Here is a 22392-nt window from a genome sequence, read left to right on the forward strand (position 1 = left end):
ACCTCAAACAGAGAATTCCTTTAGCATTATAACAAATGATTTCTCGTTGTAAAATATCAGATTGATTTAAAATCACTGCGATCTTACGCACCATAATAATTGGTTGAGCTTTTTCAGCCATAGCATTGACTATTATACAATACAGCGTGAACAAGAGCAACGAATAACCCAAACTGCCTCTTATTTATTAACGAAAAAGAAAAAATTCATGATGTGCTGCAGAATTTGCGCTGTTTTCTCCTATTTAATAGGCGGAATACTTAATAGGAGGTTTACCCCAATGTATAAGCCCCACACCATTGAGCAATACAAAATCCAGCGTTTTCTGGACGACACCTTTGCTATGGAGCATTTCCTGGTCTCACCGCTGTCCCGCACCTCGCTCTTGCTGGAGGATGAAACCGGCGAGCAGCTTGCTTTCGGCTTTTTGGATGACGAAGTGCGTGAGATCCCGCTCCCGCCGCCGGCCGCCCCGGAAGAAATCAAAGATTTCATCCGGCGCTTCCGGTCCCTCAATCCCAAACCGCGTCTGCGTACCTTTGAAGATATTACCCGCTGGTGGCTGGACCACCCCAATCCTCTGACCTACCAGCAGGCCCTTGGGCTGTCGGACGAGCTCTACCGCCATTTTCTTTCCCGCCCCATGATCGATGAGGAAGACGCTTATCGTCTGGCTTCTTCCGGTCTTGTCAGTGAAGATGATTACCGGGATATTCAGCTCTGGTATCTCGATGGCAACACCATCTCCCACTGGCTCGGTCCCTTCGGCGTGGATGGGACAGGCAATCTCTATCGTCTGATATTCAGCTACGGGACGCCGGCAGCCCGAGCACTCAAATTCTATCTGCTGGATGATTACTACCGCGACATGAACCATATATTGTGATTTGCCTCGCCTAAATATCTATATATAGTATAATACCGCTTGACAAACACAAGATATAGTGTTACACTTATCTTGTAATTGATTTTTGTGCGTTTCCCCTTGTGGGATACAGACTTAGCTTCTGTACCGCAGATTAAAAATCTGCATTGCACACGCAGTCAAGGTTGTATGCTGTATCAAGTGTCAGTGGTATTGCCGCGCCCTTTCGGGTCTGGTATCTGCTGGCACTTTTTATATATAGATATTAACGCCAGAGGCGAAGAAAGGAAGTGTTATGGCACAAATCGTTGTATTTGGCCGAGTCATGCACGAGCTTGTCCCGAAAGAGGGCCAGTCAAAACAGCAATATGTCTGTTTCGACCTGATGGAGCGTTCCGGCAACACCCCGCCGGACTACTATCAGGTATGGGCCCGCGGTGACGATGTTACCCGGCTCATGCGGCTCAAGGTCAAAAAGGGAAGCATGATCTGGCTCACCGGATCGCAAAAACTGGTGGATGTTCGCCAAAAGGACGGAACCACAGTCAAGAAACTGAAAATATGGCTGACGGACTTTGGATTTCTCCCCGGGCAGTCCTCCAAAGCAAAATCCGAAAGTGGACAGCATGACCCTGACGACGCGGCGCCTGTTCCGTCACCTTCCGAGGTGATGAATGGCGACCGTGAACCCCTGCCGGAATAGCTCCCGGCATCCAAGAGGGACCGTATCAAGTTTTCAGAATGATCTGAAGCTTGGTGCGGTCCCTCTTTTTTTGTTTTCAGGCAAAAATCTAAAGGAAGGACGGTAAAGATATGAGTAATGACAAGGGACTTTTGAGCGGCAGCATCACCATCTTGATCGGTGCTGTCATCGCCATCATGGCTCTGGTGCGCGGACCGTGGCAGGCGTGGCTGCTGATTGGGGTATTCACCCTTTGGGGGCTTTGGGTCGTTCTGATCCTCCTGCTCCCGTATATGCAGCAGGCCAAACGCCGCCGGCAGCGCCAGCAGAGAGAACGCCGGCTGCACGCTGAAGGCATTGCCCAGAGCACATTCCAGGTCCCGGAACTGGAGGAACCAGTTTCAGACGACCTGCTGCTCCGCTATGCCAACCACCGGATTCTGGCCTATCTGCGCTCGTCGTATTCTGACGCCTGCTTTGAGTGGTGTGAGAAACGGCCGGCAGAGCTGATCCGTACCAATGGCACTGGGCGCATCCGACTTCACAATGTAGATGGATTCGACCATGCAGACATCACATTCGGGCAGGATGCGACCATCCAGTGTGACCTGCTCAAAATCGTGCCTCTGTCCAAGGCTGGCACAGAACAGGGCGATGAAGCCAATATCCCGCCCAACAAGCAGCCCATTGATCCGCGCATCTGGTATGAAAACTGCGGGCGCGAAGTCATGGAAACGCTGATCGCCGATCTGAATTCCCGTGGACACAGCAAGCTCACGCTGCGGGAAAACGGCGACATCTGCATCCAGCAGGACGATGAACTGGTGCCGCAGGAACATCTTGCGAACTTTCCCGCGAAGGTCTACTGGCCCCGCTTGGTGGAAGTGTTTGAAAGCAAGGGCCTGTCGGCTGAAACCACGGCGCAGGGCATCCAGGTCTCCTGGTGACCGCCATCACCCAGAGAGGGGAGTGAAATCACAATGAAATCAGGGATCAGTCTTGTAGACATGGCAAAGGAGATCCAGCGCCAGGCTGATTTGAAAGCCGACTATATGCTGGACACCCGCAGCCTTCGTCTGGAGCCTTTTGACTCGAAGCTGTACCTCAACGCCTATGACCAGTCCGGTGTCCCGGCGCTTGAACCGCTGGAGGTCAATTCCATTGCCCACCGGCAGATTGGCACACATCTGAAGATTCCAGCAGCCTACTATGACAAGATGCTGGAGGAATATCCCCAGCTGCTGGCACAAAATGTGAACGCCTGGTTCCAGCGGGAGCCCTCTGTCCGTATGATCCGCACCATTGAGGGTACGGCACGGGCATTTTTAAGCAACCGCTACCGGCGCATTGACAACCTTGATATTGCGGGCATCGTCCTTCCCGTCCTTCAGGATATGGAGGGAATGCACTTTGAGAGTTGCCAGCTCACAGAAAGCCGCATGTATATCAAGGTAGTCAACACCCGCCTGGAGGCCGAGGTCGTGCCGGGCGACATCGTTCAGTCCGGCATCATCATCAGCAACAGCGAGGTGGGACTCGGATCGGTGAACATCCAGCCGCTGGTCTACCGGCTGGTATGCAGTAACGGTATGGTCGTAAACGATGCCCAGACGCGCCGCACTCATGTGGGCCGCATCAATGAGGCTTCGGAGAACTATCAGCTGTATTCGGAAAAGACGCTGGAGGCCGACGACAAAGCCTTTGCCATGAAGATCCAGGACACGGTGCGGGCCGTGGTAGACGAGGTGCGCTTTACCCGTGTAGTCAACATGATGCGGGAGGCCAAGGAGGCCCGCATAAATACCACCGATGTCCCCGGTATTGTCAAGCTGGTCAGCAAGGACTTCCACATCACCGATGAGGAAAGCTCCGGTGTGCTGCAGCGGCTGATCGAGGGCAACGACCTGACGCTCTATGGTTTATCCAATGCGGTGACCCGCCACAGCCAGGATGTTCAGGACTATGACCGGGCGACTGCACTGGAGGGCATCGGTTACAACATTCTCTCCATGCCGGCAAGGCAGTGGAGCCGTATCAACCAGCTGGCCGCCTGAGTGGCTGCCAACCATCCAATTTTAAGGAGGAACGAACTATGTACGAACAGAACACTTCTATGATGAACACTCCTGAGCGGAACACTTTCCTGCTCCCTGCGATGGTGGAGGGTGATTTCAGCAGCGATGAGATCGCGGAAGATGCGGACGGCCTGCAGATGATGAGTTTCCAGCGGGTGAAAATTCCCGCCGGCGGCGCCCTGCAGTTCGAGATCCCCACGGAAGACCCCGACAATCCGGATTATGCCCGGACCCTGGAAGGAGTCATTCTCTACAATCATTCTGCCTATACCCTGTGGCCGGAAGGCAGCGAGTATGACGAGGACACCAAGCCTCTCTGCTCTTCTGTGGACGGCAAGACGGGCATTGGGGAACCGGGCGGCGCCTGCGCCACCTGCCCGATGAACGCATACGGTTCGGCCAGAGACGGCGGCCGCGGCAAGGCCTGCAAGAATATGCGGGACATCTACCTGCTGCGCAGCGGCGAGTATATGCCTCTGCTGATTTCTCTGCCGCCTACCAGCATCAAGCCGTTCAAGGAGTTCCTGAACCGGGCCTTTGTCTACCGCCGGCGCGCCACCTATGGCAGCCTGATCCAGATTGGGCTCAAGAAGGAGAACAATGGCAGCAACGACTACAGCGTTGCCACTTTCCGCCTTGTGCGCGACTTCCAGGGCGAGGAACTGGCTCAGATCCGCGCCTATGCCAATGGCTTTAAGGAGCAGATCAAGGCCATCAACATCCAGCGGGCCCTGATCAACGAGGAGCAGCGTACCAACGACTGCGACTATGTGATCCCGGAGTCCGCTACGGCGCCCGACAGCCCCGATGGGAGCTATGTGGTCGGAGAGATCAACGGCAACTACGAGAAGCTGCCCGCGTAATGAGTTTTGTTGCGGCCTCAGCCGCATGACATGTCATCAAGGGATACCTTCGGCTCACGCCGGGGGTATCCCTTTTTTGCTTTAGACTGGAGGAAATATATATGTTATGTGAAGTACCGTTAACAAAGGAGCAACAGGAGTTTGCCGCTGAACATCACGGCCTGGTCTACAAATTTTTAAATGACAACCATCTGCCAGATGACGAATTTTATGATGTGGTCATTTTTCCCTACCTGAAGGCTGTGCAGGATTATTTTTCAGATGAATCGGCACAACGCTATTCATTCGCAGCGATTGCCCGCCACAGAATGCGTCTGTGTGTCTATGATCACTTTCGCTCGCAGGCTCGCCGCAAGCGCAACGCTGAAATCCTCAGCATTCATATCGGCCTGTACCCGGACGGCGTGCCCCTGGAGGAACTGCTGCCGGCGCAGGATGATCTGATGCAGGAATTTGAGATGAAGCAGCTGCTTCATGACCTGGCTGGCCGTGTTTCCATGCAGCAAATGAACATCGTCCGCATGAAGGGCTGCGGCTACGGCATCCGCGAGATCGCCAGCCGTGAAAAGCTCCCCATGAAACGCATCAAGGAGCTTCTGGAAGAGGTCCGCGCGGTGTTTCTGGAGTTGTGCTATGAGTAAATGCCTGCCGCCCCTGGCAGGCCAATGTCAAAAATGAATGGAGGCTGACTATTATGACGAAATCGAAAAAGTCCATTGTAATGCACGGAATGCTTTTGTGCCCGCTGGTTCTCGGCCACTGCGCCTTCCTGCGTGCCAACGGCTCCGACTACCGGACCTCGCCCGTTGTGGCGATCCATGAGCAGTCCGGGGATCTGGTGCATTTCGAAACGCTCAACTCCAACTACTTCCTTTCGATGGACCCTTTCCCGCTGGCGGCCGCCAGCCCGCTCCCGACGGTTCTGGCCGCGTGCGCGTAGAGAAGTCAAAACAATAAGGGGTAATGCCCCATAGGTCCCGGCCGTGGCAGGCGCACTTGTCTGCCGCGGCCTTTTTTATGGAGGAATGTATGGAACAATCCAAAACCCTTGCTGTTTCCGTAAGCGCCAAGGAGTTTGTCACATACCAGTGCAGCCAATGCGGCCATTGCTGCCGCCGCATCGAGGGCTGCGTTATGGTAGAAAGCCTGGACGCCTACCGAATGGCAAAACACCTTCGAGAGCAGCATTGCGGTGTCCGCAGTACGGATGATGTGCTTCTCCAATACTGCGAGCCCACACCGCTCACCGATGAAGGGTATCCCATTTACACACTCAAAACAGTTGGAGCAGAAGCATCCTGTGTTTTTCTGCAGGGCAACCATTGCAGCATCTATGCCACCCGTCCTCGGACCTGCCGCCTTTACCCGTTTTCGGCGGGGCCCGGTGAGCGCGGCCGGGATTTTGAATACTGCCTCTGTTTTGATGATAACCAGCAGTATCACTTCAATGGCGGGAAGGTGCTTGTCAAAGACTGGCTGTACCGCAACTTTCCCCGGGAAGATAAGGAATTCTTGAAGCAGCAGTACCGGGCCATCCCGGAAATTGGCAAGCTGATGCGCCGCATACCAGAGGAACTGCGCCGGGCATCTGTGTTCAAGATCCTGTTCTATCACTATTACAACTTCGACCTGGATCAGCCGTTCCTGCCCCAGTATGAACAAAATAACCGCAGCCTTCTGCATGATCTTCGTCAGCTGGCGCTTCTGGACTGAGGCGGCGCCTATGATGTACGCACTGGAACACTTTTCAGCGCAGGGAACCGGCGGCCGCCCATGTCGATGCTGGATACAGTACGCTATCTGCGGAAAATATGAAATTTTAGAAAAGGTCTGCCAAAACCAGCGCCGGCCGGAGGAATGGCGGGTAATTCCTCTGGCAGCAGGCGTACCAGAAGAAAGGAGTGCCGCATGAGTACCAACCAATACCAAGAGATGCGCAACCGCCAGCAGGCGGAAGTAAACGCATTTCCCATGTTCTTTGCTTTTAATAAACAGCAGTTTGCTGAAGGAATGCGCAAGCTGGGCTTGTCCCCCTCGGACACCCGCCAGGTATGCAGCATTTTTGGAGGCGGCTACTGCCGTAAAAGCGATGTCGCAAAACTGAATGAAATATTCACCCGACACCGAAAAGAGCTGGAAGATGCCATTGCCGGCGACAAAACCGGGCAAGGTTTTATCTGTGATATGTTCCTCCAGGAGTTGGAGAACCATGAGTACAGTTATACCGGCGATGTGCAGGAAACTCTTGATGCTTTGGGCATTACGGCCCAGTATATGGAGGCTGTTCCGCAACTGCTGGATGGCCTGGCTCTGGCCTGTGAAAAGGCTATGCAGCACGATTGTTTCGACTGACCCAGAAAGAAACCATGCCCCACCGGGGTCCGAATCAACAGCCGCCGCAGCTCATATGCCGCCGGCGGGCTTTTCATTGACAGGAGGTGCAATCTTTGAATTTTCACGAAACGATATGCGGCCGCCGCTTTTTTGACGCCCAGCTGCCCCATCTCATCAAGGCTCTGGAACGCATTGCCGATGGCCTTACCCAACCAAAAATGTCTTTGCCGCATGGCATGACTATTGAGCCCAATTTCCTGCATGACCTCTATTACGGCGAGTACGAACCGAGTGTTTTTAAGGAGCAGGACAAAAAGCAGCAGGTACTTAACCACACAGTATCTGCGGCTGAGACCGCTCTACGCGGGGAACTCTCCAAAACTCCTGCAGCTCTGGCAGCTTTCGAGGTGTACCAAACGGCCGCCGGTGAGCGCAACAGCGCTGTGATTGAACAGGCTTTTGAGTCTGGATACCGTACTGCCATGCAAATGCTTTTTGCTGGGCTGGTATCTGCTCCGCCGGAGGACCACGCCAATGGATGAACAGCAGCACAACGCTTTAGAATTGCCAAAAGGATTATACGAGCCTGTGCTCCGGCAGCCGATGGAGTTAGACTTCCTGCTGGGGCAGGAACTCTCCCTTTGCTTTCATGATTTGGACGGCTCCCATGTGTTCAAGACCTGCTATGGCGATATCTGCAAAGCAGTCAATGCCTTACGGGACTATGCACGGCTGCTGGAGATGGCCTGTGAGCAATGGGACCTGACTGGTTTTCATCGTGCCCTTTATGAGTATCATGCGGAAAAAATGAGGGAAATTGCAGGCAAATTTCAGGCCGGCATCGGCTATGACTATGACGCTGCCATGGAAAAATGCCGCAGGAAAAAGAAACGCAAGAAGAAGGAAGATGATTTTGGTGAGGATGCTCTTGTTCTGGCCTTCAAGCGGACAAAGCAACCCGCCGAGCAGATGAAGGAGGCAGATACTGATGTTGATGACTCTCCCTGGGAAGAGGACGAAGACGAACAGGAAAGTGACGACTGATCACAACACGACCCGCCCCAGCGGGTATCGGGATTGCCAGTCTGGTAAGCTGCAAGCCTACCGCTCTTTTGCTGCCACTCATTTGCATGTGTATGAGCGGTGCCGCCATTTTCGTCGCGGATAACTGAACGATTTTTGATCTGCGGGGCTAGGGCATTGTACCCAGCCCCACCCCACAAAAAGGAGGGAGCAATGATGATTTATCATCAGCCTGGAGAAGAATTTTGGCATGAGGGTGTCTGCTACAAAGTCGGCGGACGCATTGTTGCCAATGAAGCGAGCGATTACGCAGGGCTCTTCGGAAATATCCTTGAAATCCGCACCGAGGATGACCGGGAGACTGACAACGACACGCCGGACATCTACTGCGCGTTTGAAGCGCCGGTGCTCTCTGCGGACCGTCTTGCGCTGGAGCAGACCTTTTCACAGCTTTACCGTGAGCAGAAACACATCGAGGATCTGGGCCTGGATATGGTCATTATGGGGCCTGAAATGATTGTTCCCCTTGAGCATCCTGCCCAGGTATATCCCACAGGGACGCTCTATGTAGTCGCCGTCCACTGGGCTACCGATGGGGAGTATGGTTCCTATGAAGCGATCTTCACGGAGCGCACCGATGCCCTACATCAATTTCACAATGATCTTCGGGAAGAATTTCTGGCTGGAAGCATTCCACGCTGGAAAGAAAGCAGCCAATTCGTCGAAGAAGAGTCTGACAACAGCTATGAGTGCTATCTGGACGGCGAATACTGTGAGAACCATTTTTCGATTGCGCTGGAACAGCGGGCGCTGCCTCTTTCCCCTGCATTTTGCCGCAGCACGGCAGAATTGTACCGCGCAGAATGCCTGCGGGATGATTTCAGGGAGCATATTGAGAACTGTGACGATTTTCAAGAGCTCTCTGACACACAGAAAGAAGCACTACTGCGTTCTCCCAATTTGCCGCAGCGGATCGCCAACCAGCTGGAACACAGCTGCGCCTACGGTGAGGCTTACTGGCAGGCGGTGTCCGATGTGGCACGCACTCTGCTGAAAGAGTTGCGCCAGCAATCCGCAGGACATAGCCCCTGCTGACGCTGTGACACATAAATCATAATAGATTGGAGGTTTGACTACATGGACGAAAAAGAAAAGAAACTGCGTGAAGACCTGGAATTCCATCTGGATACGCTCCGGCGCAACTTGGAGGTCGTTTCGATGGAAGATCTGAAAGCGAAATACGCAAAGCCATTCAAAGAACTGAAAGATAACATCTGTAAGACTGCCACCGCATACACCCAGTACATTTCCCTCGGTGGTATCCGCGTCAAGAGCCGCTACGGCGACGAGGCCGTGAAATACATAAATGAGGCAATCAAAGATACTCCGTACCTGAAAAAGATCTCCGAGGCCGCCTTTGAGCGACAGGACATGGATGAGATCGCGGCACTGGCAAGGCAGCTCCGTGAAGTAGTTTTGCAGAGCCTGCATGTGTTCAGCCTGCCGCTTTTCTGCCTGTATGTTCCTACGGAGTGTATGAATGACTACCACACTCCCCCGGAGATCTATAATGATGTCACTTCACAGGTCTTGCGGAACGGGGAATGGCAGCTTGCGGAGCATATCCGCCCCGGAGAACTGATTCCTGTGCAGATTATTTATGAGGTGCCTGCGCCGTCTGAGGAAGCGGCATGAAGCGGCCGCAAAAATACTTGAGCAGCGAGGCTCACGGCTATTTACAGGAGGCGGAGGCCTGCTCCCTGATCCTCAAAGACCTGGAGCGCATATCCGCCAAACTGCAGCGGCGAATCGATAAAGAGGCCGCCGCAAGGCAAGCTGACTTTGAAGCCGCCATGCAGTACCACAGCGAGGCGGAAATTCAGGATGCTTACGGCTGGGAGTTCATCACTGAGGCACAGTATCATGCCTATTTAGATCTGTTCCGCCGTGGCAGAGAAGCAATAGAAAACCATCCTCCCACCATCTCTGAAATGGCGCTCGCCATTATGCGGAAGGTCATTCGTGATTTAGAATCAGACAAACGGGAATATGAGTTTTCCGCTCTCACACCGGAGCAACAGGTCGTGGAACTGCAACGCGCAGAACAGGCCCGAAAGGAATGGAAGGCACATATTGCCCAGCTGCGGGAGAAACAGGGCCGTGTACTCAAATCCGAGGATTTGGAGGCTTCACAGCCTTAGCTTTCCTGCGCCAGCCAAATGCTCTGCCAAATAGGCAGAGGGCATCATTACAAAGGGATCGACAAACCGTACCGCTATGGTCTGCCGGTCCCTTTCTTTATAAAGGAGTAGAATATGAAGAAAAAACCATCTCACCCAATGCTGAGGAAATACACCGTAACGATTGAAGAACAGATCGTTCAGGAGTTTCCCGTGGAGGCTTATGACCTTTCCCATGCGCTGGAAACAGCCGAAGCTGCCTACAAGCAAGGGGAATTGGTGGTACAGCCCTCAGCACCGACTACCCGCCTGATCATGGCACGGCACAACAAGACCGGAAAAACAACCGGATGGAGAGAATTTTAATCATTACTACAAGGGAGAGATAAATATGAACTTATGGCATGACAAGTCTTATATTTCGCCTTCAGCCCCGGAATGGGTCGAACGGGGCTACGCTATGTACGATGTTCATTCGGTGCGCTTTCAATTTGTCTATACGGAAGAACAGAAGAAAGCCAACCGCCGTGCGCATACAGCGGCTGATGAGGGGCAAGCCCTGGTCATGGCCGCTGAAGCACGAAATTCTGTCATGAATCCCCTCATGGACGCCATCGCCCAAAATTTCGTCTGTTATCAGTATGAGGATACCGAGCCGGCGCCTTTCCGGAGCTGTCAGTGGGACCTCTTTTTCTGGTGCAATGATTTCAGCAATACGCTCCACGGCTGTGGCCTGTCCGGACGGGATTATTCCTACTTTACATTGAACTTCAACGAGAACCAGACTGTGGAAAAGCGTGCCGAGGTCTGCTGGCGGCTGCTGCAATTTCTGGAACACCGCTGCCGGAAAAACCGCAATCTGGATGTTGCCGTCCAGTACAGCATCTGGTACGACCATGAGAAGATCGAAAAAGATGCTGACCGGATGAAATGTCTGCTGGCGGGCTGCAGCTGCACCTATGGCAGTAAGGACGGGAAATTCCTGTTTGATGATGGCATTTTCTGCTTCCGTCCCAAGTACGCCAAGCGGCAGCTCTATCGTGTTTCTGATTCCGAGGTTCTTGCCCTGTGCTGGAAACTAGGCCTGACAGACGATGCTGCTGATGGCAGCCCTCTCGCAACGGGGAGGCACAGCGCATGAAGTACAGAGAAATCTATGCCGCATTGGCAAAGCAAAGGATGGATGTCCCGGGGTTCCGCTTTTTTGAAAGCACAGTTGATGCGGCCTGATGATTGCATCAAAAGGGCAAGCAATGCCCCAATACCATTTTAGACTTCAAAGAAAACGGGGGCGTTTTGAACGCCTCCTACACACTGCCCTTACCGGCAGGCTTATCACGAGGACCGGCAGGCTGCGCTTTGCGGCCTTCTGGTCTTCGTTCCGGGGGAAATCATGAAACCAATACCATTTAACATGAAAGGAACGGAATATGCCCTGACCATCAAGATTGCCACCTATCCGGAGGGCAATCTCGCCATCAAACTCTATCAGGAAAGCTTCGGCCAGTTGGTATTCTGGGACAGCCTCACGGTCAATCTGAGCGGCCTGTGTCCCAAAGATTGTGGATATATCAACACCAGATCTGCAGGCAAACGTTTTTACGCCTGGATCAAGCGCAATGGTCTGGGGGAGCGCACCGGCCAGGTTCGGCTGGAGGACGGCGTGGAATATGTGGAATACCTCTTCAACGCCAAAAAGCTGAAAAAGCTGGACCCAGACGGCTACACCTACTATGAACGGCGCTTGAAGGGAGAACTCGGCCGGCGATATGAGCGGCTATATTTGGCGCTTCGGCGGCTGGCAAACCACATTCCGGATTTCCACTACACCGATTACAGCGGGTGGCGCGGGCTGCAAAATTCCCTTGGCGCGCCCCCACTGCGGGTCGAGGCCGAAGATCCGGCACATCACCGGCGCTTCACCTTTGAGCACCGCGGGATCATCCTGCGGACTACGATCACAGACTGTGACACCAATATTGCGCTAAGCAGTCTGTATCGCCGCCGGGAAGATATGGCCGCCGATCTGCTGGCGCTGTTCCAGGACGAGCTGCCTGCTTTTATGCCCTGGTCTGAAACACGCCGCAGAGAAAGCGACGCAAGGCATGACCCGCCCCTTGCTCAGACATTCAAAGAAACAAGCGAAGTCCGCCAAAAGGCGTCAAAAAAGAAATCCAGAAAAAGGAGCACAAAATCATGAAGATCAAATTATATCCCAAAGACCTGTTGGAAACTACCTGGCGTAAAGACAAGACGCTGTATGCAGACGGCGATGCTGCAGAGCCGCCCCGATGCCTGCGGTGCGGCGCCCCTCTGGCCGCCCACCTGATGGTCAATGCCCTCAGCCGCTATGCGGATGTGCAGATCTGTGAAGCCTGTGGCATGGATGAGGCCCTTCGGGATGCCGTCCACGCCCCTTTGCCCCTCACAGAATGGGATGCGGTGAAGCGCGGCAAACTTCCGGCATCTGAAAAAGGGCGCGTATGCTACCTGAATACTACCTGCACCTTCGAGGAAGTATTCCGGCACACCGATACACCGCCCATGCAGTTCACTGGCCGGCCTGTCAGTGAGATCGCCTACTCCCGCTCGGATTATGACGGCCATCGGTGGTGGACAACCTGGCACGATGGGCCTGAGAAAAAGACAGCGCCGGAACTGGTGAAGGAGATCGACAAGTTCCAGAATGCCCTGTTCAAGCTGCCAGCCTTCAAGACGCTGGACACCATGCGGCGGTTCTGCAGGTATGCGCAGGCCACCAGCGAAACGACGGAGTTCAACCTCTATTCCGAAACCGATCACCTGTATATTTGGATTCGGATGATCACCCGGTTCCGGGATTACAATGTCTATGTTCACTATTACGATAAGGCGGCTGTTGAAGGCAAGTGATGCGGCTGAGATACTACGACAAGCATGGTGCAGAAATTCAAGTCGGAATGCTGCTGCATCATGATGACGGCGCTATCGAGCGCGTTCTGGAGGGCGTCAGCAGCAACGGGGATATTACGCTTGGCTTTGAGGCGTCTGCCTCGGAAATTTATCCGCTGAGTGAGTTCAATTTGAGAGAATGGGAAATTGCGGCAGCGTGATTTTGCCGCAGCGAGGCCGCAGGTTGGGGATTTCCCGGCCTGCGGCTGTTATTTTTGAAGACTTTATACAGCTACCATAAATTCATAATCATAACCTATAGACGCCATTCTCTCTTCCTTGTGTTATTCGAGAAATCGAATTATAATACCATTAACAGGAGGTTGTTCTATGGATTATATGACTTTAAAAGAAGCCAGCAATAAATGGGGTGTGACCCCTCGACGGATAAACTACTATTGTGCGGCTGATCGTATTCCCGGCGCAGTAAAAATGGGAACCGTTTGGCTGATACCCAAAGGCGCTCAAAAGCCCGCCGACAGAAGATTCAAAAGCACACGCTGTAAGGATGGTGAAAACAAATGAAGCACATTTTCTTTGTGGAGGATGATTTGAGTTTAATCAATGGTCTTTCCTTTGCAATCAAAAAGCAGGGCTATGCGCTGACGGTTGCCCGCACCAGTGTGGAGGCCGAGCAATTATGGGAAAACGGGAATTATGATCTGGTAATTTTGGATGTGACATTGCCGGATGGTTCCGGCTTCGACCTGTGCCGGAAAATCCGGGCGTCCTCCAAAGTACCGATTATGTTTTTGACGGCTGCCGATGAGGAAACGGATATTATTATGGGGCTTGACATTGGCGGCGATGATTATATGACCAAGCCATTCAAGCTGGCCGTGTTTCTTTCCCGGATCAATGCCTTGCTGCGCCGCAGCGAAAACTTTAATCAGGAGCAGGCCGAGCCAGAACTGCAATCTAATGGAATACGGGTTCAACTTCTCAAACAGGAAGTTACCAAAAACGGGGTTCCTCTTGACTTGACGGCCAGCGAATATAAATTGCTGCGTCTATTTATGGAAAATCCGAACATCATTCTTTCTCCAGAGCAAATTCTGAGCAAGCTCTGGGATTGTGACGAAAAATACATTGATAACAATACTCTGACTGTGTATATCCGGCGGCTCCGCACAAAAATAGAAGATAATCCTGCCGCTCCTCAAAAGATTGTGACTGTCCGACGTATGGGATATAAATGGAACACAGCAGAGTGAGGTGAGCCATGAAAATACTGGTCAATCGAAAAATCAAACGTCTTTTTCTGTATGTGCTATTAGCAGTGGCGATTTTTACCGTAGCTTCTATTCTCATGATTTGCCTGGGCCTGAAAAATATCGCCCTTTATGTGGCAATAGCTGCCGTATTGATGGTGCTCATTATTTGCGCTGTCCTGTATTGGTATTTTCGAGATCAAAGCAAAACCATGAATGAAGCTATCGAACAAATCCGGGAATACATATCCGGGAACCAGAATGCCCGTATTGAGTGTGACGATGAGGGCGACCTGTACCGGCTGTTCCACGAAGTCAATTCTCTGGTCACGATTTTGAACGCTCATGCAGAGAACGAAGGGCGCGCCAAAGCCTTTATGAAGGATACCATCTCAGACATTTCCCATCAGCTCAAAACGCCGCTGGCTGCCCTCAACATTTATAATGGCTTGATGCAGCAGGAGGTAAACGACAGCCCGGAGTTGAAGGAATTTACTTCCCTCTCTGAACAGGAATTGGATAGGATTGAAAACCTCGTTCAAAACTTATTGAAAATCACAAAATTGGACGCAGGAACAATCACATTGGAAAAAGCTCCCCAAAATGTTGCGGATATGATGGGATATATTGAAAGGCACTTCGCTTACCAGGCACAACAGCAGGAAAAAACGCTCATTCTCTCCGGGAATGAAGAAGTTACTCTCGTCTGCGACCAGACCTGGCTGATCGAGGCAATCAGCAATATTGTGAAAAATGCTTTTGACCACACAAAAACAGGAGCCACTATCCGTATTACATGGCGTGCTTTTGCTTCTGTTGTGCAGATTATCGTAAGCGACAACGGCAGCGGCATTCACCCGGAAGATCTGCCCCACATTTTCAAGCGGTTTTACCGCAGCCGGTTTTCAAAAGATACGCAAGGGATCGGGTTGGGCCTGCCGCTGGCAAAGGCCATTATAGAAGCACACAATGGAACGATTGAGGTGGATAGCACACTTGGGGTTGGAACAACCTTTACGATCAACTTTTTGATTCCTACAAAATTGTAGGGTTCCTGTCATAATGCAGTAGGGTTGACGTGCTACTCTTTCTATACCAAGACAGAAAGAGGTGTAATCTGATATGAATTTGTTAGAGGTCAAGAATATCTCTAAAACATACGGGACCGGCGAAGCTACGGTCCACGCTTTGAAACAGGCGACTTTCTCCGTCCCAAAGGGCGAGTTCGTTGCGATTGTCGGTGAGTCTGGCTCCGGTAAAAGTACGCTGCTGAACATGATCGGCGCGCTGGATACCCCCACTTCTGGAAAAGTGTTCATCGACGGCAAGGATATTTTCTCGATGAAGGAACGCAACCTGACGGTATTCCGGCGGCGGAACATCGGCTTTATCTTCCAGAGTTTCAACCTGATCCCGGAGCTAACGGTGGAGCAAAACATTATCTTCCCGGTGCTGCTGGACTACCAAAAGCCCAACAAAAAGTATCTGGAAGAACTGCTGACGGTGCTGGGCTTGAAAGAACGGCGCAACCATCTGCCCAGCCAGCTTTCCGGCGGCCAGCAGCAGCGTGTGGCGATTGGCCGTGCGCTGATTACCCGCCCGGCTCTGATCCTGGCTGATGAACCCACCGGCAACCTGGACACCCAGAATACCAGCGAAGTGATCGCCCTGCTGAAAGAAGCCTCCCGGCTGTATGAACAGACCATCGTGATGATTACCCACAGTCAGAGTATCGCCCAAACCGCTGACCGCATCCTGCGGGTGTCGGATGGCGTGGTGACTGATTTTGGGAGGTGCCGGGAATGAGAAGTTATTTAAGCCTGATCCCGATTTCAGCAAGGGTTCACCGGCGGCAAAACCGCATGACGCTGCTCTGCATCATTTTCGCCGTGTTTATGGTCACGGCTATTTTCAGCATGGCAGAAATGGGCGCTCGGATGGAGCAATCCAGACTGTCAGATAAGCATGGTGAGTTTTCGCTTATCGACAGTCTCATGGACACCGCAATGGGGCAGACATTGATGGTTACGGCGGCTGGAATGTTTCTGCTGGTTCTGATTGCCGGGGTATTGATGATCTCCAGCAGTATGAACAGCAGTGTGGCGCAGCGCACCCAGTTCTTTGGCATGATGCGCTGCATCGGTATGAGTAAGCAGCAGATTATCCGTTTTGTCCGCCTGGAAGCCTTAAATTGGTGTAAAACCGCCGTTCCCATTGGTCTTGTCCTTGGGATTTTGGTTTCCTGGGTATTATGTGCTGCTCTACGATTTTTTGTTGGGGAAGAATTTTCAAACATTCCCCTGTTTGGTATCAGTGGCATTGGAATTGTCAGCGGTATTTTGGTGGGTGTGATTACTGTCCTGCTGGCGGCGAGAACCCCAGCTAAACACGCTGCAAGGGTTTCCCCCGTTGCGGCGGTTTCTGGTAATTCCGAAAAAGCAAAAGCAGGTCATCACGCTGTCCATACAGTTTTTCTCAGGATTGAAACGGCGCTGGGTATTCACCATGCTGTGGCTGCAAAGAAAAACCTGTTTTTGATGACCGGCTCCTTTGCTTTGAGTATCATTCTGTTTTTGAGCTTTTCTGTTCTGATTGATTTTGTCGATCACCTGATGCCGCAATCGGCTGCCACCTCTGATATTGATATTTCAAGTAGTGACGGAGGCAATTCCATCGACAGCGATTTGGTACAGACGCTTTCAGCAATGGAGGGCGTGAAACAAGTCTATGGTCGCAGAAGCAGCTTCGACGTGGCTGCCGGTCTGGATGGTGACACGACCCTTTCCAGCACTTTGGATTTGGTTTCCTTTGACGATTTTGACCTGAAGGCTCTCCAAAAAGACGGTACACTCCGTTGGGGAAGCGACTTGTCAGAGGTTTATGGTGACAGCGAGTATGTCCTTGCAACTTGGGATCAGAATACTCCCTGGGCCGTGGGAGATACCATTCTCATAGGGGACGAGCAGATCACGATTGCCGGGCTGTTGAAATATGACCCATTCAGCGGGGATGGTCTCACAGGTGGCAAGATCACTCTGATTACATCTGACGAGACATTTATCCGACTAACGGGTATCACCGATTATTCGCTTATTATGATTCAGACCACTTCCGACGCAACGGATGAAGATGTAGCCGCCATTCGTCAAATCGTGGAGGAAAGCGGTTATACCATGAACGATAAGCGGGATGAACGCACATCTGGCACTTATTTTGCCTTTGTTGCCTGCGTCTATGCTTTTCTTGGCATTATCACGCTGGTTACTGTGCTGAACATCGTGAACAGCATCTCCATGAGCGTATCGGCCCGTATTAGGCAGTATGGCTCTATGCGGGCAGTAGGCATGGATGGCCGACAGCTTTCCAAAATGATTCTGGCAGAAGCCTTCACCTACGCCTTTTGGGGCTGTATCATCGGCTGTGCGGTTGGTCTGCCTTTCAGTAAAGTAATCTATGACTTCCTTATCACGGATCACTTTCCTTATGCGTCCTGGAGCCTGCCTATCGGATCGCTGGCCGTCATCGTACTGTTTGTCATTGCTGCGGCGGTGCTTGCCGCATATTCTCCGGCCAAACGAATGCGGACAATTTCGGTGACGGAAACCATCAACGAACTGTGACAGGAATTATGAGCCGGTACAAACAAAGGATTGAACCACAAGACTAAATAAAACCAATATATCTAATAAGAAAAAGAATATCCGAGGTGTATGAGTTATGAAAAATGCAAGGAGCATGAGAAAAGTAACGATGTATGGCATTTTAGGAGCTTTTTTAGTAAATGGCATAGCATTGATATATCTTTGGTTTGTTAATAATACAGGAAATAACATTGCGTTGTCCATGCTATGGTGTGCTGTTAATGCTATATGGTTAATCGCAGAAATAATTTGCACCAAGAAATTAGAACACCCTATTTATAAAAATTGGAGAGTATGGGTATCTTGTTTGTTCTTACTGATAGCTCTTTTTACTTTGGCGATTTATATGTTTACAGCATCCATGCCATAAGTAAAACATAAAAAACTGATTATCTGCCGCACGACGGCAAAAGAAAAAAAGCCGTCGTACAGCAGCCCTTTTGACACGCCCATACGATCAGCGGCGGCTTTGAGAAATCAAGGCCGCCGCTTTCATTATCCTAAAAGGAGTGTGATGTCAGGACTGGTGGCCCAGGGAGGGAGCCGCCGTGAGAGCAGTAAGATGTAGTTTATCAAAAAAAGCCTTGCTTGCGCCTCGGCTCTTTCCGCTCCTCCACCGGTATTATCCTGCCGGTTAATCGGCAGTCACAAAAGAAATGAACTTGACGCCAGTTTCCCCCTTCGGGAGACTGGCGTTTTTGTTTGTCGTTTCAGGAAAAAACGTGCCATGAGAAAAACCATTTTGCGGTTGTTGCTCCTTGTAGTAGCCGTTGCGGTTATGGCGGGTTGCGTATTGATTGGCCGTGGTTACCAGATGTATCAGGCGGCGCTGACCCAGCAAAGTCTTGAAAGCAAAGTAGAGGAAATCCAGTCTGATTCGAGCTATACGGAGTTATCAGAACTTCCCCAAATGTATCTGAATGCCGTTGTAGCCGTTGAGGATCACCGTTTTGAACAGCATTTTGGAATTGACCTGATTGCCATAGGTCGGGCTGCATGGAATAATCTGACCACCTGGAGCCTGCGGGAAGGCGGTAGCACAATTACGCAGCAGCTTGCCAAAAATATGTATTTTACGCAGGAAAAGAGCTTTATTCGTAAGGTTGCAGAAATGTTTGTGGCGTTCCAGTTGGAACACACCTACACGAAAGACGAAATCCTGGAGCTGTATGTCAATTCCATATATTTTGGGGATGGCTATTACGGCATTGGTGACGCCTGTAAAGGATATTTGAATAAAGCGCCCATTGAGATGACAAATTATGAGTGTACCCTTATGGCGGGCATTCCCAATGCTCCCTCTGTGTACTCCTTAACAGAAAACCCGGCCTTGGCGGAGCAACGGCAGAAATATGTGGTCAGACAAATGGTAAAATACGGCTATATCACCGAAGATCAGGCACAATCAGTCTTCAAATAATTCAGCTATACAGGCAGCGACCTTGATGGTTCCATCAAGGTCGCTGTTTTTTTAATTGCAATTCCTACAAAATTGTAGGGTCGCTGTCATAATGCAGTAGGGTTGACGTGCTACTCTTTCTATACCAAGACAGAAAGAGGTGTAATCTGATATGAATTTGTTAGAGGTCAAGAATATCTCTAAAACATACGGGACCGGCGAAGCTACGGTCCACGCTTTGAAACAGGCGACTTTCTCCGTCCCCAAGGGCGAGTTCGTTGCGATTGTCGGTGAGTCTGGCTCCGGTAAAAGTACGCTGCTGAACATGATCGGCGCACTGGATACCCCCACTTCCGGGAAAGTGTTCATCGACGGCAAGGATATTTTCTCGATGAAGGAACGCAACCTGACGGTATTCCGGCGGCGGAACATCGGCTTCATCTTCCAGAGCTTCAACCTGATCCCGGAACTGACGGTGGAGCAGAACATCATCTTCCCGGTGCTGCTGGACTACCAGAAGCCAAATAAGAAGTATCTGGAAGAACTGCTGACAGTGCTGGGGTTGAAAGAACGTCGCCGCCATCTGCCCAGCCAGCTTTCCGGCGGCCAGCAGCAGCGTGTAGCGATAGGCCGCGCACTGATTACCCGTCCGGCCCTGATTCTGGCCGACGAGCCGACCGGCAACCTGGATACTCAAAACACCAGTGAGGTGATTGCTCTGCTGAAAGAGGCTTCACATCTGTACGAACAGACCATCGTAATGATTACGCACAGCCAGAGCATCGCCCAAACCGCTGACCGCATTTTGCGGGTGTCGGACGGTGTGGTGACTGATTTTGGGAGGTGCAAAGAATGAAAAGCTATCTGAGCCTGATCCCGATTTCTGCAAAGGTGCGGAAACGCCAGAATCGAATGATGATTCTTTGCATCATCATTTCCGTCCTGCTTGTGACCACAATCTTTAGTGCCGCAGATATGATTATCCGAGGCGAAACGGTTACCATGCAGGCTAAACATGGCAACTGGCATATCCAGGTGAACAATATTTCGGATGAGATTGCCGAAGAAATCAGCAACCGCCCCGATGTCACTGCCGTTGGATGGTCAGCGGTGTTCAATGAGGATGCCGACCAGCCTTATACCATAGGCGAGCGAAAAGCAACACTATACGGTACGGATGAAACCTATCTGGCGCAGTTGGCCGATGGCATGGAGGAAGGCGCTTTCCCTCAGAGTGACCAGGAAGTGGTACTCAGTTCAAATGCCAAACTTGCACTGGATGTGCAGTTGGGTGATTCTGTGACAGTTCAAACACCGGCAGGAAATGTGGATCTTACTATCTCCGGCTTTGGTTCAGACGATCAGGAGTATTACGAAGGGCAGACATATTTGGTTGCTGTTTATATGACAAAGGATGCTTTCGTATCACTGATGAACGAAAATGGCGTTTCGGACTATGCCCCTGCCTGCTATATGCAGTTTCAGAGTGCGGCAAAAGCTGCCGACGCCATTGCTGAAATTCAAACACAGTATAGCCTGCCAGAAGGAAGCATCCGTGAAAATACCGCTATTATGGGACTTGCCGGGCAGAGCAGCAACGAGTCCATGCAAAACGTCTACGGATTGGCGGCCATTCTGTTTATCATGGTTCTGTTGGCCGGAGTGCTAATGATTTCCGGCAGCATGAACAGCCAGGTGGCGCAGCGAACGAAGTTCTTTGGCATGATGCGCTGCATCGGTGCAAGCCGCAAACAGGTGATTCGATTTGTAAGGCTGGAGGCGCTTAACTGGTGCAAAACAGCAATCCCGATTGGCCTTATCGTAGGTACAGTCATCACATGGGCCGTCTGTGCGTTGCTTCGCTACGGGATTGGCGGTGAATTTGCGGGTACTCCGGTCTTTGCACTCAGCCCGATTGGACTGATAAGCGGCGCAGTGGTGGGCCTTGTGACAGTTCTGCTGGCGGCGCAGGCTCCCGCAAAACGTGCGGCAAAGGTATCTCCAATGGCAGCCGTTTCCGGCAACAGCGAGACGCTCCCTGCGACACGCCATACGACGAGATTGCTATTTGGAAAGGTCGAATGGACATTAGGTGTTCATCATGCAACTGCTTCTAAGAAAAACTGGTTCCTTATGACGGCCAGCTTTTCTCTGAGTATCATCCTGTTTCTTTGCTTCTCTGTGGGACTGGATTTTGCTCGTGAATTGGTGCCGTCCCTGCGATCCTGGCAGCCGGATGTTACTTTGAACGGGTATGCAAATGCCCTTCTGCTGGAACCGGATCTGTTGAATGAAATTCAGGAAATTCCCCATGTGGAAGATGCCTATGGTATTGCATACCTCGAAAATGTCCCTGCCACATCCTCCAGAGAAGGGATCGACCATGTTAATCTCATGTCTTATACAGACTATTTGCTGGATAGCGCAGCAGATAGTGTGGTTGAAGGCGATTTGTCTGCCATCTACGGGAACAGCGGGCAGGTTATGACGATCAGCAACAAAGACAATCCTTTACAGGTTGGGGATACGATTCAGATTGACGGAAAGGAAGTCACCATTACCTGCGCCGTTTCCGATGGCGTATATTCCAGCGAATACAGTGTAATCTGTTCTACCGAAACCTTTGAATGGCTGACAGGCGAAACAAACTACAGCCTGATTGGCATACAGTTGGATGCCGATGCAGACGATGAGACGATCCGGCAAATCAACAACCTGGTTAGCAGCGATATTATTCTTGATGATTTGCGGCAAAGCAATCAGGAAGATGCGGCAACTTACCTGGCTGCACAGTTTGTGCTATACAGTTTCCTTGCAATTATCGCTATGATCACGCTGTTCAATATCATCAACAGCATCTCGATGAGTGTGACAGCCCGCATCAAACAATATGGCGCAATGCGGGCGGTTGGAATGGATGGCAGTCAGCTTGCGCGCATGATTACAGCGGAATCCCTCACCTATGCCATTTCTGGCCTTGTAGTGGGTTGCGTAGCCGGATTGCTTTTGAGCCGATATTTGCACATCATGTTGCTTACAAGGTATTTCGGTACAGCTTGGAGTTTGCCAGTATCACTGCTCTGTATTATCGTTCTGTTCGATTTTGCGGCAGCTTTCCTGGCAGCTTACGCACCCTCAAAACGGATACGCAATATGGCGATCACAGAAATTATTAACGAGTTGTAACT

The 22392-nt window shown here is 51.4% G+C and carries 28 protein-coding genes; all 28 read left to right on the plus strand.

The window, feature by feature from the left end:
- Positions 1–280: 280 nt before the first annotated feature.
- The 28 genes from B5E84_RS08695 (at position 281) to B5E84_RS08825 (ending at position 22390) form a co-directional block, all read left to right on the plus strand.
- Entirely contained in the window at positions 281–886 is a 606-nt protein-coding gene (locus B5E84_RS08695; RefSeq protein WP_087221801.1) for a hypothetical protein, read from the plus strand.
- Positions 887–1160: 274 nt separating this feature from the next.
- On the plus strand, positions 1161–1568 hold the full coding sequence (locus B5E84_RS08700; RefSeq protein ID WP_087221803.1) for a single-stranded DNA-binding protein: 408 nt from the start codon (positions 1161–1163) through the stop codon (positions 1566–1568).
- 110 nt (positions 1569–1678) lie between these two features.
- Positions 1679–2494 carry a hypothetical protein gene (locus tag B5E84_RS08705; RefSeq protein WP_087221805.1) on the plus strand — a complete coding sequence of 272 codons (816 nt, stop codon included), beginning with the start codon at positions 1679–1681 and terminating at the stop codon, positions 2492–2494.
- 33 nt (positions 2495–2527) lie between these two features.
- Positions 2528–3601 (plus strand): DUF932 domain-containing protein, encoded by a 1074-nt coding sequence (locus B5E84_RS08710; protein ID WP_087221807.1) that lies wholly within the window; start codon positions 2528–2530, stop codon positions 3599–3601.
- A 38-nt stretch (positions 3602–3639) separates the two neighbouring features.
- Positions 3640–4485 (plus strand): hypothetical protein, encoded by an 846-nt coding sequence (locus B5E84_RS08715; RefSeq protein ID WP_087221809.1) that lies wholly within the window; start codon positions 3640–3642, stop codon positions 4483–4485.
- A gap of 101 nt (positions 4486–4586) precedes the next feature.
- Positions 4587–5126: an ECF-type sigma factor gene (locus B5E84_RS08720; protein ID WP_087221811.1), complete on the plus strand. Its 540-nt coding sequence runs from the start codon at positions 4587–4589 to the stop codon at positions 5124–5126.
- A gap of 53 nt (positions 5127–5179) precedes the next feature.
- Complete coding sequence (locus B5E84_RS08725; RefSeq protein ID WP_006573868.1) at positions 5180–5425, plus strand: hypothetical protein; 246 nt, start codon at positions 5180–5182, stop codon at positions 5423–5425.
- Positions 5426–5514: 89 nt separating this feature from the next.
- Positions 5515–6198 carry a YkgJ family cysteine cluster protein gene (locus B5E84_RS08730; protein ID WP_087221812.1) on the plus strand — a complete coding sequence of 228 codons (684 nt, stop codon included), beginning with the start codon at positions 5515–5517 and terminating at the stop codon, positions 6196–6198.
- A gap of 195 nt (positions 6199–6393) precedes the next feature.
- A complete protein-coding gene (locus B5E84_RS08735; RefSeq protein WP_087221814.1) occupies positions 6394–6837 on the plus strand; it encodes a DUF7659 family protein in 444 nt (147 codons plus the stop codon).
- Positions 6838–6932: 95 nt separating this feature from the next.
- Positions 6933–7361 (plus strand): DUF6809 family protein, encoded by a 429-nt coding sequence (locus tag B5E84_RS08740; protein WP_087221816.1) that lies wholly within the window; start codon positions 6933–6935, stop codon positions 7359–7361.
- Entirely contained in the window at positions 7354–7863 is a 510-nt protein-coding gene (locus B5E84_RS08745) for a hypothetical protein (protein WP_006573873.1), read from the plus strand. The genes B5E84_RS08740 and B5E84_RS08745 overlap by 8 nt, the downstream gene beginning before the upstream one ends.
- Before the next feature lie 192 nt (positions 7864–8055).
- Positions 8056–8937, plus strand: coding sequence for a hypothetical protein (locus B5E84_RS08750; RefSeq protein WP_058963728.1), 882 nt, complete (start codon positions 8056–8058; stop codon positions 8935–8937).
- Positions 8938–8979: 42 nt separating this feature from the next.
- A complete protein-coding gene (locus tag B5E84_RS08755; RefSeq protein ID WP_087221818.1) occupies positions 8980–9537 on the plus strand; it encodes a decarboxylase in 558 nt (185 codons plus the stop codon).
- Positions 9534–10043 carry a hypothetical protein gene (locus B5E84_RS08760; RefSeq protein WP_006573876.1) on the plus strand — a complete coding sequence of 170 codons (510 nt, stop codon included), beginning with the start codon at positions 9534–9536 and terminating at the stop codon, positions 10041–10043. The genes B5E84_RS08755 and B5E84_RS08760 overlap by 4 nt, the downstream gene beginning before the upstream one ends.
- A gap of 114 nt (positions 10044–10157) precedes the next feature.
- Positions 10158–10388, plus strand: coding sequence for a hypothetical protein (locus tag B5E84_RS08765; RefSeq protein WP_087221820.1), 231 nt, complete (start codon positions 10158–10160; stop codon positions 10386–10388).
- A gap of 25 nt (positions 10389–10413) precedes the next feature.
- Positions 10414–11163 (plus strand): hypothetical protein, encoded by a 750-nt coding sequence (locus B5E84_RS08770; RefSeq protein ID WP_087221822.1) that lies wholly within the window; start codon positions 10414–10416, stop codon positions 11161–11163.
- 252 nt (positions 11164–11415) lie between these two features.
- On the plus strand, positions 11416–12222 hold the full coding sequence (locus tag B5E84_RS08775; protein ID WP_087221824.1) for a DUF4313 domain-containing protein: 807 nt from the start codon (positions 11416–11418) through the stop codon (positions 12220–12222).
- Positions 12219–12914 (plus strand): hypothetical protein, encoded by a 696-nt coding sequence (locus tag B5E84_RS08780; protein ID WP_204248566.1) that lies wholly within the window; start codon positions 12219–12221, stop codon positions 12912–12914. Before B5E84_RS08775 ends, B5E84_RS08780 begins: the two co-directional genes overlap by 4 nt.
- Positions 12914–13114 (plus strand): hypothetical protein, encoded by a 201-nt coding sequence (locus B5E84_RS08785; RefSeq protein WP_087221825.1) that lies wholly within the window; start codon positions 12914–12916, stop codon positions 13112–13114. The genes B5E84_RS08780 and B5E84_RS08785 overlap by 1 nt, the downstream gene beginning before the upstream one ends.
- 169 nt (positions 13115–13283) lie before the next feature.
- Positions 13284–13478: a helix-turn-helix domain-containing protein gene (locus B5E84_RS08790; RefSeq protein ID WP_087221827.1), complete on the plus strand. Its 195-nt coding sequence runs from the start codon at positions 13284–13286 to the stop codon at positions 13476–13478.
- Entirely contained in the window at positions 13475–14167 is a 693-nt protein-coding gene (locus B5E84_RS08795; RefSeq protein WP_087221829.1) for a response regulator transcription factor, read from the plus strand. The genes B5E84_RS08790 and B5E84_RS08795 overlap by 4 nt, the downstream gene beginning before the upstream one ends.
- 8 nt (positions 14168–14175) lie before the next feature.
- The gene (locus B5E84_RS08800; protein ID WP_087221831.1) at positions 14176–15213 is read left to right on the plus strand and encodes a sensor histidine kinase; all 1038 of its coding nucleotides are present in this window, start codon (positions 14176–14178) and stop codon (positions 15211–15213) included.
- Between the two features lie 73 nt (positions 15214–15286).
- On the plus strand, positions 15287–15970 hold the full coding sequence (locus B5E84_RS08805) for an ABC transporter ATP-binding protein (protein ID WP_087221833.1): 684 nt from the start codon (positions 15287–15289) through the stop codon (positions 15968–15970).
- Positions 15967–17784, plus strand: a complete 1818-nt coding sequence (locus B5E84_RS08810; RefSeq protein ID WP_087221834.1) for an ABC transporter permease — start codon at positions 15967–15969, stop codon at positions 17782–17784. Before B5E84_RS08805 ends, B5E84_RS08810 begins: the two co-directional genes overlap by 4 nt.
- Before the next feature lie 97 nt (positions 17785–17881).
- Positions 17882–18175, plus strand: a complete 294-nt coding sequence (locus B5E84_RS20385) for a hypothetical protein (protein ID WP_143469200.1) — start codon at positions 17882–17884, stop codon at positions 18173–18175.
- A gap of 357 nt (positions 18176–18532) precedes the next feature.
- Positions 18533–19225: a transglycosylase domain-containing protein gene (locus B5E84_RS08815; RefSeq protein WP_087221836.1), complete on the plus strand. Its 693-nt coding sequence runs from the start codon at positions 18533–18535 to the stop codon at positions 19223–19225.
- A 151-nt stretch (positions 19226–19376) separates the two neighbouring features.
- Positions 19377–20060, plus strand: coding sequence for an ABC transporter ATP-binding protein (locus tag B5E84_RS08820; protein WP_087221838.1), 684 nt, complete (start codon positions 19377–19379; stop codon positions 20058–20060).
- Positions 20057–22390 carry an ABC transporter permease gene (locus B5E84_RS08825; protein ID WP_087221840.1) on the plus strand — a complete coding sequence of 778 codons (2334 nt, stop codon included), beginning with the start codon at positions 20057–20059 and terminating at the stop codon, positions 22388–22390. Before B5E84_RS08820 ends, B5E84_RS08825 begins: the two co-directional genes overlap by 4 nt.
- Positions 22391–22392: the final 2 nt, after the last annotated feature.

Origin of the sequence: Lachnoclostridium sp. An14, from assembly GCF_002160755.1 — a bacterium.
Taxonomy (GTDB): domain Bacteria; phylum Bacillota; class Clostridia; order Lachnospirales; family Lachnospiraceae; genus Lachnoclostridium_A.